This window comes from Paraburkholderia sp. SIMBA_027, from assembly GCF_046535315.1.
In the GTDB taxonomy this organism is placed as follows: Bacteria; Pseudomonadota; Gammaproteobacteria; order Burkholderiales; family Burkholderiaceae; genus Paraburkholderia; species Paraburkholderia tropica.
Window position 1 is genome coordinate 203,479 of sequence record NZ_JAWRWY010000013.1, and the last position, 13,270, is coordinate 216,748.

Consider the following 13,270-nt stretch of genomic DNA (forward strand, 5'->3'; position numbering starts at 1 on the left):
CGCGCGCCCGTCTAACCCACCGGCAGCATCAGATAGGTACGCGCCACCTGGTTGCCGAGTTCGTAGACGCGCGCGAGGAACTGCGTGAGAAACGTATGCACGCCCACCGAAAAAATCTGCCGCAGATCCGCATAGAGCAGTTCGGCGCGCAGCTTGCCCGCCGTGCGCTCGACCTCTTTCGACGTGTCCGTGCGCAGCATCGCGAGATTCGCGCACACGCCGTCCATCGACGCGAGCAGCGAACGCGGCATCTGCTGATTGAGGATCAACAGTTCGACCACGCGCGCCGGCGTGACCACGTCGCGATAGACCTTGCGATAGATTTCGAGCGCCGACACCGAACTCAGAATCGAAGTCCAGTAATAGAAGTCTTCGAGCTGACGCGCGGCGGAACGCGAATCGGCGTTATCGACTTCCACGAAACGCACGTCGAGAATGCGCGCGGTGTTGTCGGCGCGTTCGAGAAAGGTGCCGAGCTGCGTGAAGAACAGCGCGTCGTCCTGCAACGCTGTCCCCACACGCACGCCGCGCGACAAATGCGAGCGGAATTTCACCCATTCGAACAGCGTTTCCGGATGCGTGCTCAATTCGTCGGTTCGCAGCAGCTCGTGAAACTGCAGCCAGGTGTCGTTGACCGTTTCCCACCACTCCGTCGTAAGCGTGCCGCGCACGGCGCGCGCGTTTTCACGCGCGGCCTGCAGACACGAATAGATACTCGACGGATTGGTCGGGTCCGCGACCAGAAATTCGAGCACGTTCGCGCGCGTGACCTTCTCGTGACGCGCGTCGAAAGCCGCGTCGAGCTCGGAGATGCGCAGCATCGCGCGATGCGTGCGCGCCTCGTCGTCGGCATTGCCCGGCAGCAGCAGCGCCTTGAGATTGATGTCCAGCATGCGCGCGGTGTTCTCGGCCCGCTCCATATAACGGGCCATCCAGAACAGATGATCGGCGGTACGGCTCAGCATGGTCGTTCCTCTTCGGTTCCAGTTGCAGCGATTCTGTCGAGCGGGTTGATTCGAGCTTTATTCGCGGGTTATTCGCGGTTCATTCGCGGATTTATTCCAGCACCCACGTATCCTTCGTTCCGCCGCCTTGCGACGAATTCACGACCAGCGAGCCTTCCTTGAGCGCCACGCGCGTGAGGCCGCCCGCCGCCATCTGCACGGTCTTGCCGGACAGCACGAACGGACGCAGGTCGATGTGGCGCGGCGCGATGCCCGCTTCCACGAAAGTCGGGCACGCCGACAGCGACAGCGTGGGCTGCGCGATGTAATTGCCGGGCCGCGCGATCAGCCGCGCGCGAAACGCCTCGATTTCCGCGCGCGTCGAAGCGGGGCCGACGAGCATGCCGTAACCGCCCGCGCCGTGCACTTCCTTCACCACCAGTTCGGGCAGCCGGTCGAGCGTGTAGGCGAGATCTTCGGGGCGGCGGCATTGCCACGTCGGCACATTGTTGAGAATCGGTTTTTCGCCGAGATAGAACTCGATCATGTCCGGCACATACGGATAGATCGACTTGTCGTCGGCCACGCCGGTGCCCATCGCGTTCGCGAGCACCACGCGGCCCGCGCGATATGCCGTGAGCAGCCCCGCCACGCCGAGCGCCGAATCGGCGCGAAATGCGAGCGGATCGAGAAAGTCGTCGTCCACGCGGCGATAGATCACGTCGACGCGGCGCGGGCCTTGCGTCGTGCGCATGAACACGTAGTTGTCTTCGACGAACAGATCGCTGCCTTCGACCAGTTCGACGCCCATCTGCTGCGCAAGAAACGTGTGCTCGAAATACGCCGAGTTGTACATGCCCGGCGTGAGCAGCACGACGGTGGGATCGTCCACGCCCGCGGGCGCGCAGGCGCGCAGCGTTTCGAGCAGCAGATCGGGATAATGCGCGACCGGCGCCACCTTGTGCTGCACGAAGAGTTCGGGGAAAAGCCGCATCATCATCTTGCGGTTTTCGAGCATGTACGAGACGCCGGACGGCACGCGCAGATTGTCTTCGAGCACGTAGAACGCGCCGTCGCGGCCGTCGCGCACGATGTCGATACCCGCGATATGCGCGTAGACGCCGAGCGGCAGATCGATGCCCTGCATTTCGGGCCGATACTGCGCGTTGGTATAGACCTGCTCGGCCGGAATGCGCCCGGCGCGCACGATGTCGCGATCGTGATAGACGTCGTGCAGAAACAGATTGAGCGCCTGCACGCGCTGACGCAAACCGCGTTCGAGCAGCGCCCATTCGTCGGCGGGAATGATGCGGGGAATCAGGTCGAACGGAATCAGACGTTCGGTTCCGGACAGGTCGCCGTTGACCGCGAACGTGATCCCCACACGCCTGAACAGCAGGTCCGCCTCGGCGCGCTTGCGCGCCATCGTTTCGCCAGTCTGCCGCTCCAGCCAGTGCTGGAACCGCTCGTAGTGCGGGCGCACGGCGCCCTCATCGCGCATTTCGTCATGGACTTGCATCGGCTCGTTCTCGCGCGTGGATGCAGTGGCGCGTCTCGCACGCATGATCGTCGTGGCGTCATGCGTGGCGCGCTGCGTACTCTGGAAAAGCAAGGGACATGCCATCCGCGCGCCCCGTTTCGCGCGCCTTCATGGTGCAAATCGGCGCGCGTAAACGAAAGCCGCCGCGCAATGCGCGAGCGGCTGGCGACGCCAACCGTCCGCGCGCCTCATCGTGGTGCAGAGGCGGTGCGGACCGGGCAGGCGACATTAGATCAGAGGAAAGCGCAGCGTCATCAAGACGAAAAACGTCTTGATGACGCCGGAGCCGGCCATCGGAAGATCGAGGCCGGAAACCCGCTCAGTACTCAGCGCTCAGCGAGAAGAGGCCGCGCTTTCGCGCTGCCCGTGGGCGCTGAGCCCGGTGCGCTGCTGCACGCCCCATTTACGCCGCCCAAGCAGGAAATGGAACCAGCCGAGTGTGGCACCCGTGTGACGCATGAGCTGAAACGAGAACGGCTCGAAAATCGCCGCCAGCAACGCCATGCCGAAGCTGGAATGCGTGCGGTCGCCGCTCCAGCGCCGGTACAGGTGCACCGAGAACAGATGGAACGCGAGATCGATCGCAATCTTGCCGACGATCACCGCGAGCACGGGCAGCACGATCGTAAAGCGCCCGTCGAAAAGAAAACCGAGCAGCAGCGCGAACGCCGTGAGCCCGTAGATGGGCTGCACCGTATCGAACGCCTTGACCGGCAGCATCATGAGACCGAGCTTGCCGTAACGGCGATTGCCGGTCATGTCGCGATACCAGTACTGCGTTTGCAGAAAGCCCGCGAACCAGCGGCGACGCTGGCGCAGGAAGCTCGCGAGCGTACCGGGCGCGTCGGTGGTGGCGCGCGCCGTGCCGATCACGCGCACGTCCCAGCCCAGACCTTCGCGCGCCGAATGGCGGCGCAGGCGATGGATCAGTTCGTAGTCCTCGACGAGACAATGCGGATCGAAGCCGCCCACCGTCATCACCGCCTCGCGCCGGAACGCCGCGAAAGCGCCCGAAACGAGCAGCAGGCTGTCGGCACGCATCCACGCAAAGCGCGAAATGAAATTGCGGATGTACTCGTAGGTCTGGAACCACTGGAAGAAGCGCCCGCTCGCCGAGTTGCCGCAGACCGGCGTGAGCAGCCCCGCCGCCGCGACCAGTTGCGGCTCGCGGCCGAATGCCGTGGCCATGGCGGCGCAGGCGTCGGGTTCGAGCAGCGTATCGGCGTCGACGGTCATCACGGTCTCGGTGTCCATCGCGCTGAGCGCCGCGTTGAGCGCGCGCGCCTTGCCGCCGTGCGCGAGCTTCAGCCAGCGCAGCGTCGGATAGCGCGCGGACGGCGCGCTCAGGCGCCCTTCGCCCGGATCGGCGAGCCCGTAGCGTTGCGCGAGCAGCGCGGCCGTGCCGTCGCTCGAACCGTCGTCGGCGATCACGATCTGCTGCGGCGCGCGCGTCTGCGCGAACAGCGCGTCGAGCGTGATCGGCAACACGGCGGCCTCGTTGTGCGCGGCGACAATCACGCCGAGCGTGGGCAGCGCGTGCGGCGGCGCCGCCGATTCGTCGCTGGCCGGCGCGGGACGCAACAGCACGCGCGCCTGCCACGCCACGAACAGCAGCAGCACGGTGTCGTAAATCACATAGGCGATGCCGGTCGACCACGCCACCACGCCCTGCAGGAAGAACGCGCGCGCGAACAGCACGCACCAGAGCACCATGACGCTCAAGTGAATCACGACGCTGATCAGCGGTGTGGGCGGCGGCGTCAGGCGCGGCGAAGTGCGCGCAAGCGCCTGGTCGAGCGAGTCGTTCAAGGCATTCCTTTTGTGTTCGTTGCGTCGAGGCATGTCGTCAGCGCGATCCGTCGTTGCGTGGCGGCCTTCACGGCATCATCCGGCGCAGCACCGAATGACGATCGATCCATTGATGCTTGAGCGCGCCCGCGATATGCAGCGCGAGCACGCCGTAAAGCGCATAGCTGCACGCCGTATGCAAGGCGCCGAACTGCTCGTGCAACTGGTTCTTGGTCGCCGGATCGAGATTCATGATGAAGCCGATGCGCGGCCACTCGAACAGGCCGAACAGATACATGGGATGCGAGGCGGCGGCCACCCACGCGGAATCGTGCAGCCAGCCCGAGAGCGGCATCGCGAAGATCAGCACGTACAGCGCGATGTGCGCGGCATGGGCCGCGACTTTTTCCCAGGTGGGAAATTCGGCGGGCAGCGGCGGCGGACGATGCGTGAGGCGCCACAGCACGCGCAGGATCGCGAGACCGAGCACCGTGATGCCGATGGACTTGTGCGTGTCGATCACGAAGCGGATCGCGTTGTCGGAGAGCGTGCCGTCGGGCAGCAGCGCGGCGCTCAGGCCGAGCGCGACGTTGCCGAGGATCAGCAACGCGATCGACCAGTGCAGCAGCACCGCGACGCGCGTGTATTTGGACGAAGCGCCTGCACTGTCGAGACGGGAATCGGCGGAGAGAGAAGTTTTCACGTGAACGTGCCGTAACGGGTCAGTTGGGTTAACGCGCCGCGCGTCGAAATTATTCCCGCCACGCGCGGCAGGCGGCCGGGTTCTCAGGCGTTCAAACGAGCGTTCATAGCGAGCACTCATACGATTGCGCGCGATGCCGCCGCCCGGCAATGCGCCCATTATGGCCCGTCGTCCCTGACACTGCAGAAGCCGCCCGATGGCGCGCGTGTCAGTTTGGCGTCCGGCAGCCGTCATGCAACGGTAATGAAAATGAAAAAACCGGAGCGGCCCGCAGGGACCGATCCGGTTCGGGATGAAGCAGATGAAGCGTGTTCGAAGACGCGCGGGCTTACTTCGCGGGCTCGGCCACCTTCTGCGCGGCGCCGGCCTTTTCCTCGATGCGACGGCCCACGTCGGCGTCGATATTCTTCCAGTACGTGAAGACGTTCTCGCGCACCGGGCTGCCCACGCCGTTCAGGCTCGCCACCACCTGCTCGACCAGCAGTTCGCGCTGCTTGTCGTTGAACACCTTGCGCACGAGATCGCCGGGCTGGCCGAAGTCGTCGTCTTCCGCGTGCAGCGTGTAGGCGCTGCGCACCATGTCGCCGTCGGTTTCCCAGCCGTCTTCGGCGGGACCGGTTTCGTCCGCCCACGGACGGCCGAAGCTGTTCGGCACGTAGACCGGCGCGTTGCCGGTGTGCTCGTAAGCCATGTGACCGTCGAACTGATAGGTCTGCACCGGCACCTTCGGACGGTTCACCGGCAACTGGTTGAAGTTCGTGCCGATGCGCGCGCGATGCGCATCGTTATAGGCGAACGCGCGGCCCAGCAGCATCTTGTCCGGCGACAGGCCGATGCCCGGCACGGTGTTGCCCGGCGAGAACGCGGCCTGCTCGATCTGCGCGAAGAAGTTTTCCGGATTGCGGTTCAGCGTCATCGTGCCGACCTTGATCAGCGGATAGTCCTTGTGCGACCAGGTCTTGGTCAGATCGAACGGATTGAAGCGATAGTGCTTCGCCTCCGCGTACGGCATGACCTGCACGAACAGCGTCCACGACGGGAATTCGCCGCGCTTGATGGCCTCGAACAGATCGCGGCGATGGAAGTCGGCGTCGCGGCCCGCCGTCGCCTCGGCTTCGGCATTCGTGAAATTGGCCATGCCTTGCTGGGTGTGGAAGTGATACTTGACCCAGAACTTCTCGCCCTTCGCGTTCACCCACATATACGTGTGCGAACCGTAGCCGTTCATGTTGCGCCACGTCTTGGGCAAGCCACGCTCGCCCATCAGATACGTGACCTGATGCGCCGATTCCGGATTGTTGGTCCAGAAGTCCCACTGCATTTCGCTGTCGCGCAGACCCGAATCGGGCAGACGTTTCTGGCTGCGGATGAAGTGCGGGAACTTCATCGGATCGCGCACGAAAAACACCGGCGTGTTGTTGCCGACCAGATCGTAATTGCCTTCGGTCGTGTAGAACTTCAGCGAGAAACCGCGCACGTCGCGCCAGGTGTCGGGGCTGCCCATTTCGCCCGCGACGGTCGAAAAGCGCGCGAGCATTTCGGTGGCCGCGCCCTTCTGGAACAGCGCCGCCTTCGTATATTGCGAAACGTCCTCGGTGGTCTTGAACTCGCCGAACGCACCGGAGCCTTTCGCATGCGGTTGACGCTCGGGCACCTTCTCGCGATTGAAGTGCGCCATCTGCTCGAGGAAATGCACGTCGTGCAGCAGGATCGGACCGTCCGGTCCCACCGTCAGCGAGTTACGGTCGCTGACGGCCGGTGCGCCCGCGCTCGTCGTGGATTTGCCAAGAGGCTTGCCGCTCGATTCAGCCATGTCACATCTCCTGTGAAATCGCCAGGCCGCGCTGCGCGGATTGCATCCGCGCTCCTCGTCAATGGGAGCGTCGCGGCTGGATTGGGGGACGGGTCTGCGCGCGGGCTGCCGCGCGAGAGAGGGAACATTGTGCACGCATGCGCAAAGCGCTGCGCTTAACGCGTGCCGCACCTTGACGCCGGTTCGCCATTGCTGCGGCGGCCACGTGTTTCCGATCGGAATGTCGTGCCGACGACGCGGTTTTCGTATCGGAATCATGCGCTGCGCATCGGCAATTTTCGCCTTCCACCACGCTTGCACCCTGTCAAAAATTCCCAAAGCGAATCAAGCGTTTACTGAAATGTTGCGACGCACAATAAAGTGCTTGACACAGGGTTCTTTTGAGATATTATGAACCTCGATTGCTGCATCGCATCAATGCGCGAACCGGTGATCGATTCGATTGAAAGACCTCTTTTATTCGCAAACGGAACCGACGCGTAGCGGTCCCCACCATCAGGAACGACGACATGTCTCTGCCCACTCCCGAACAATTCGCCGCCACCCAGAAAGCGGGTCTCGAAGCGCTTTTCGGTCTCACGACCAAGGCGTTCGAAGGCGCGGTCAAGCTCGCTGAACTGAACATCGAAACGGCCCGCGCGGCAATCGCCGAAGGCCAGGAACACGCGCAGCGCTCGCTGTCGTCGAAGGACCCGCAAGGCTTCTTCGCGCTGCAGGCAGGCTTCGCCCAGCCGGCCGCCGAAAAGGCGCTGGCTTATGGCCGCAACGTGTACGCCATCGTCTCGGCCGCGCAGTCGGAATTCACCCAGGCCGCGCAAAGCCAGATCGAGCAGCAGCAACACGCCGTGCAGACCTTCGTCGACAACGCAGCGAAGAACGCCCCGGCCGGTTCGGAAACCGCCGTCGCCGCCTTCAAGTCGGCCATCACGGCTGCGCAAGGCGCTTACGACTCGGTGAACAAGGCCGCGAAGCAAGCCGCTGAAATGGCGGAAACGAATTTCGACGCCGTGACCAAGGCCGCCTCGAAGGCCGCCGCTCAGGCCACGCGCGCCGCCAAGCAGGCAGCGTAAGCGTCTGGCGATTCAGGCGCCCTCGCCGGCCGTCAGGCCGGATATCGGCGAGGGCGACAGAGGTAAAAAAAGCGGGTTTCGTGCAAACGAAACCCGCTTTTTCTTTGCCGCGCGAGATAGATTCGCGCGCGGGGCGCGGGCTCAGGAGCCGAACATCCGGCTGACGGCCTGTTCGAGGTGATCGCGCATGGCCTGCGCGGCGCGCTCGGCGTTGCGTGCCTGAATGGCTTCGAGCACTTCGAGGTGCTCCTGCTGCACGATGCGCTGACGCTCGATCGACTTCACGAGCGACAGGTTGCGCGACAGGTTCATGCTGAACACCATCTGCTCCTGGATGCCCGAGAGCGCGGTGATGAAAAACTGGTTCTTCGACGCGCGAGCCACGGCCATGTGGAAGGCGAAGTCGTCCTTCGCGCCGATGCCCGAGGTCTCGATGATCGTTTGCAGGTTGTCCCACTCGTGGCGGATCGCGGCGATGTCGGCGTCGTCGGCCTTCTGCGCGGCGAGCGAGGCTGCACCCGACTCCACCACCACGCGATATTCGTAGCAGCGACGGATGTCCGACAACGTTTCGAGCGGCGCGAAGCGGCGCACGTCCGGATCGGGACGGCGCATGACCGTGGTGCCCGAACCGTGGCGCGTGGCGATGATGCCGTCCGCGCGCAGTTGCGCGAGCGCTTCGCGCACGGTCGGACGCGAGGTCGCGAAGCGCTCCGCGAGCATGTGCTCGGTCGGCAGGCGCTCCCCTTCCTTGTATTCGCCTTCGATGATCCGGTTCAGGATGTCGCTGTAAATCCGCGCCGGCATATTCGGCGCTTTCTGCTCAGCCATGGTCAGTGCTACGCGTAGGTTGTCAGGTATGTCGTGGATTGTAAGTCATTGACGCGGCGCTTCGGCGAATCTTCGGCTTTCTACGCCCCGTATGGCGCGCGCTGCGGCGATTTCTCGCGCTTACGCCAAATCGCTGACAACTATCCGCAAGGTCGCGGTTTCGCGCTGTCCCGGCGCGAGCCAGCGCAGCCCGAGGCCGCTGTGGATCGCGTCGGGCAAGCCGAGCCAGGGCTCGACGCAGTAGAAGTCCGAATCGGCGGCCAGCGTCCATGACGTCACGGCGTACCACGGCGCCGAGCCCGGACGGCGCAGGTCGATGTCGATCACGCGCTTCAGTGTCGGCATCTCGATGCGCACCGTGCGCTCGGGCTCGCCGTCGAGACAATGAAAGCGGTCGACGATCTGCGGATCGTCGAAGCGATAGTGCGTCGCGCCGGGCGTGGGCGCGGTCGTCGTGCCATCGGCGAGCTGATGACGGTAGACGTTGCGCGGCAGCGTCAAGCTGGCCGCGCCGCGCTGCGCGTGCGGCAGCGCGAAGTAGAAATGGTGGCCCGCGTAATAGGGCAACAGTGAAGCGCCCTCAAGCGCCGTGTTCGTCGTCGTCAGTTCGACGTCGAGCGTGTTTTCGTCGATCAGCCGGTACGCCGCCTCGAAGCGAAAGCTGAACGGATAGCCCGTGCGCGTCGCGTCGCTGTCGGTGAGCGTCATGTGCACGGCGTCGCCGGCGGCATCGACTTGCGCCTCGAACGGCAGATCGCGCGCGAAGCCGTGCAAGGGCACCTCGCGCACCACGCCCTGCGCGTCGCGCCAGCGCCCGATCACGCCATCCACACGATGCCGCGCGATGAACGGAAACAGCAGCGGATTGCCGCCGCGCACCAGCGCGGGCTGGCTCCAGTCGGCGCTATCGGGCCAATGGATGATCGACTCGCCGTGCCGATGCCACGACAACAGCCGTCCGCCCGCTTGCGGCGCGACGCGCAGCAGCGAACCGCCGCGCCCGATTTCAATGACGTTCTGATCCTGAAACTTCGGCATGGCGTGTTTCGCTGATAGTCGCGCTTGTGCGCTTGTGCGGGCGGGGTTTCGTATCGGAAAACGAGAAAACTTCCGGCGCGTTACGACGCCGCTTCGGCGCGCGCCTGCTTCCATTGCGCGAAGGCGGCCAGTGTCGCCTCGTTCGGCGGATAGGTGCCGGGCAGCGCCGCGCCCGCCTCGATGCGCTCGGTGATGAAGCATTCGAGTTCTTCCTGCTCGAAGGCCGCCTGCGCGACTTCCTCGGCAAGATGGCGCGGAATCACGACCACGCCGTCGGCGTCGGCGACGATGATGTCGCCCGGATAGACGGCCACGCCGCCGCAGCCGATCGGCACGTTCAGATCGACCGTGTGGTGCTTGCACAGATTCAGCGGCGCCGACGCGCCCGCGCAGAACACCGGAATGCCGAGCGCCGCGATGGTCGCGCTGTCGCGCACCGGACCGTCCGAGACCATCCCCGCCACGCCGCGCACCTTCATGCGCGTGGCGAGGATCGAGCCCATCGACGCCGCGTCGGTCACGCCACGGCAATCCTGCACGAGCACGGCGCCCGCGGGCACGGTTTCCACGCCCTTGCGCTGCGGATGCTCGGGATTCTGGAACGCGCTCAACTGATCGAGATCCTCGCGCGCCGGGATGTTGCGCATCGTGAAGGCCGGACCGACGAGATTCGGCGCGCCCGCCGCCGGCGCGGCAAGCGGATGCACGCCTTGCAGGAACACGTTGCGCAGGCCGCGCTTGAAAAGCTGGGTGGTGAGCGTCGCGTTGGAGACGTGGCGCAGTTGTTCGAGCGCGCGTTCGCTGACGGGGATGGCGGGTGAATTCATCGTGTCTCGTCCGATTTTGTGATGTGTGATGCGCGAGGACCGCAGATCCGGCGCAATGTCCGCATTGTTGTAATACAACACGAAAATTGTCAACCAGCCCGTCGCGGCGTGCTTTCCCCGCAGTCATCCGACAACCCGCCGAATCCGTCCCACGCCGATTTGCGCGAAATATCCGACATGCATGCGCGATCGTCGATCGAGAGCGACGGCGTTCCGGCCCCGCCGCGAGTCGCCCCGGCATTAGGGAAATCCCCATTCACTGAGGATTTGCTTTACAACTTTGCCGCAAATAGAATGATGTCTTACATGACCGGGCAGATCGAACCGATCGGCACCGCGTCACGGCCCAACAGCGATTCGAACAACACGGCTGAAAAAACGCGGCGTCCAGGCACACTGGCCAGCCGCAAGACACACCTGGCACACGCATACAACTTCCATCCGGGCGCATCGTCCGGCGCGGCCTCCCCCGCGCCCGCTCCCGACAACAGCAGGAGACGAGCAGTGCAACGCAAGACTATCAAGGGGCTTCGGTGGTGGATCATCGGCCTCATCATGATCGGCACGATCTTCAACTATCTCGCGCGCAGTTCGCTTTCCGTGGCGGCGCCCACGCTCACGCAGACGATGCACATGACCACGCAGCAGTATTCGTACGTGGTCACGGCGTTCCAGGCCTGCTATGCACTCGCTCAGCCGATCGCCGGCTTCGTGCTCGACTCGGTCGGCGTCAAGATCGGCTTCGCCATCTTCGCGTTCGGCTGGGCCATCTCCAACATGCTGCACGGCCTCGCCACCAGCTGGCCCTCGCTCGCGTTCTTCCGCGGCCTGCTCGGCATGAGCGAAGCCGCGATCTTCCCGGCGGGCATGAAGGCGATCAGCCAGTGGTTCCCGGCGAAAGAGCGTTCGGTCGCCACCGGCTGGCTCAACACCGGCACGTCGATCGGCGCGATGATCGCTCCGCCGCTCGTGGTCTGGTGCATTCTCAAGTACAACTGGCAATTCGCGTTCGTCCTGACCGGCGGCGTGGCGCTGATCTGGGTCGGCCTGTGGCTCGTGTTCTTCAAGACACCCGCCGAGCACCCGAAGCTCTCGCAGGAAGAAGCCGACTACATCCGCGCCGGTCAAACGCCCGCGCAGAAGGCATCGGGCAAGCAACGCGCCTCGTTCAAGGAAGTGCTCAAGACGCGCCGCTTCTGGGGCATCGGCATTCCGCGCATGCTCGCCGAGCCGGCATGGCAGACCTTCGGCGCGTGGATTCCGCTGTACATGGTCACCGTGCGCCACATGAACCTGAAGGAAATCGCGCTGTTCGCGTGGATGCCGTTCCTCGCCGCCGACCTCGGCTGCCTGATCGGTGGCTACCTCGCGCCGCTGTTCATCCGCTGGTTCGGCTGCTCGCTGATCACCTCGCGCAAGCTCGTCATCACGACCGGCGCGGTGCTGATGATCGGACCGGCCTGCGTGGGTCTCGTCGCGAGCCCGTATGCCGCGATCGCCCTCTTCTGCGTCGGCACCTTCGCGCACCAGACGATTTCGGGCGCCCTGTTCACGCTCGCCTCGGACGTCTTCGGCCAGCATGAAGTGGCCACGGCGACGGGTCTCTCGGGCATGTTCGGCTATCTCGGCGCGACGGTGTTCTCGCTCATCGTCGGCGCACTGGCCAGCACGATCGGCTATAACCCCTTGTTCGTCTGCCTGATGTTGTTCGACCTGATCGGCGCCTGCGTGGCCTGGCGTCTGATCTCGAACCAGCAGCGCGACGACGCGGTCAGCGCCGCGCTCCAGCCCGCGCACAACGTGAAGGCCTGATCGGCTCATCATCGGCCGGCGTCCGCGAGGGCGCCGGCTTTTGGCGTTTTTATGTGAGGTAATCCACTGTGAAGAAAGTTGCATTGTCCGGCGCCGCCGGCCAGCTCGGCACCGTATTGCGCAAGGGCCTGCTCGAGCGCGGCGTGAACCTGCGATCCGCCGCCGGCACGAAGCCGCTCGAACCGCTCGTCGCGGGCGAAGACGTCATGCACGGCGACCTGCGCGATCCCGCAGTGGTCGACCGCCTGCTCGACGGCGTCGACGTGCTGATCCACATGGCCGGCACGAGCGTCGAGCGTCCGCTGCCCGAGATCATCGAGAACAATCTGCGCGGGCTCGTGGAAGTCTACGAAGGCGCGCGCCGCCACGGCGTCAAACGCCTTCTGTTCGCGAGCTCGAATCACGCGATCGGCATGTATTCCGTCGACGACAAACTCGACCTCGATTGCGCGTTTCGTCCGGACGGTTTCTACGGTCTCTCGAAGGCGTGGGGCGAATCGCTCGCGCGTCTCTACTGGGACAAGCACGGCATCGAGACCGTGAACGTGCGCATCGGCAGTTGCCTGCCGAAGCCGACCGAGTTCCGCCATCTGAGCACGTGGTTCGGCCACGAAGATCTGTTCCATCTCGTCGATCGCGTGATCAACGTGGAATCGATCGGCTTCGCCGTGGTGTGGGGCGTGTCGAACAACACGCGCAGCTACTGGGTGCAGGAAGGCGAACACGACGACGCGAAGCGTCTCGGTTACGCGCCGACGCAGAATTCGGAAGACTACGCCGCGGAGATTCTCGCGCAGCAGAATCCGCTCAACGCGACCGCGCAGCGCTATCAGGGCGGCAGTTTCGCGAGCTTCGATTTCACGCCGATCGAACAGCGCGGCAAGCGCGGCTGATCCCCACAAGC

Annotated in this window: 11 protein-coding genes; 3 read left to right on the top strand and 8 right to left on the bottom strand. The window is 64.5% G+C overall.

Annotated features, from left to right (window positions below; translation table 11 throughout):
• Positions 1 to 11: 11 nt before the first annotated feature.
• The 5 genes from SB764_RS24895 to SB764_RS24915 form a co-directional block, all read right to left on the bottom strand.
• Entirely contained in the window at positions 12 to 965 is a 954-nt protein-coding gene (locus tag SB764_RS24895) for an alpha-E domain-containing protein (RefSeq protein WP_065064970.1), read from the bottom strand.
• 91 nt (positions 966 to 1,056) lie between these two features.
• A complete protein-coding gene (locus tag SB764_RS24900; protein ID WP_065064984.1) occupies positions 1,057 to 2,463 on the bottom strand; it encodes a circularly permuted type 2 ATP-grasp protein in 1,407 nt (468 codons plus the stop codon).
• Between the two features lie 354 nt (positions 2,464 to 2,817).
• On the bottom strand, positions 2,818 to 4,293 hold the full coding sequence (locus SB764_RS24905; protein WP_110328584.1) for a glycosyltransferase family 2 protein: 1,476 nt from the start codon (positions 4,291 to 4,293) through the stop codon (positions 2,818 to 2,820).
• A gap of 67 nt (positions 4,294 to 4,360) precedes the next feature.
• The gene (locus SB764_RS24910; protein WP_065064968.1) at positions 4,361 to 4,975 is read right to left on the bottom strand and encodes a cytochrome b; all 615 of its coding nucleotides are present in this window, start codon (positions 4,973 to 4,975) and stop codon (positions 4,361 to 4,363) included.
• A 328-nt stretch (positions 4,976 to 5,303) separates the two neighbouring features.
• Positions 5,304 to 6,788, bottom strand: a complete 1,485-nt coding sequence (locus SB764_RS24915) for a catalase (protein WP_065064967.1) — start codon at positions 6,786 to 6,788, stop codon at positions 5,304 to 5,306.
• A gap of 509 nt (positions 6,789 to 7,297) precedes the next feature.
• Here SB764_RS24915 and phaP point away from each other — a divergent pair.
• Positions 7,298 to 7,858: a TIGR01841 family phasin gene (gene phaP, locus SB764_RS24920; RefSeq protein WP_065064966.1), complete on the top strand. Its 561-nt coding sequence runs from the start codon at positions 7,298 to 7,300 to the stop codon at positions 7,856 to 7,858.
• 141 nt (positions 7,859 to 7,999) lie between these two features.
• Here phaP and SB764_RS24925 read toward each other — a convergent pair whose 3' ends face one another.
• The 3 genes from SB764_RS24925 to SB764_RS24935 all read right to left on the bottom strand — a co-directional run bounded on the left by SB764_RS24925 (position 8,000) and on the right by SB764_RS24935 (position 10,554).
• Entirely contained in the window at positions 8,000 to 8,689 is a 690-nt protein-coding gene (locus SB764_RS24925; protein WP_065064965.1) for a FadR/GntR family transcriptional regulator, read from the bottom strand.
• 120 nt (positions 8,690 to 8,809) lie between these two features.
• Complete coding sequence (locus SB764_RS24930; protein ID WP_410865320.1) at positions 8,810 to 9,727, bottom strand: aldose epimerase; 918 nt, start codon at positions 9,725 to 9,727, stop codon at positions 8,810 to 8,812.
• An 80-nt stretch (positions 9,728 to 9,807) separates the two neighbouring features.
• Positions 9,808 to 10,554 carry a ribonuclease activity regulator RraA gene (locus SB764_RS24935; protein WP_410865322.1) on the bottom strand — a complete coding sequence of 249 codons (747 nt, stop codon included), beginning with the start codon at positions 10,552 to 10,554 and terminating at the stop codon, positions 9,808 to 9,810.
• A gap of 504 nt (positions 10,555 to 11,058) precedes the next feature.
• On the opposite strand from SB764_RS24935, the gene SB764_RS24940 reads away from it, so the two are divergent.
• On the top strand, positions 11,059 to 12,366 hold the full coding sequence (locus tag SB764_RS24940) for an MFS transporter (protein ID WP_373681683.1): 1,308 nt from the start codon (positions 11,059 to 11,061) through the stop codon (positions 12,364 to 12,366).
• Between the two features lie 68 nt (positions 12,367 to 12,434).
• Positions 12,435 to 13,259, top strand: coding sequence for an NAD-dependent epimerase/dehydratase family protein (locus SB764_RS24945; RefSeq protein WP_410865324.1), 825 nt, complete (start codon positions 12,435 to 12,437; stop codon positions 13,257 to 13,259).
• The last annotated feature ends 11 nt before the right edge of the window (positions 13,260 to 13,270 follow it).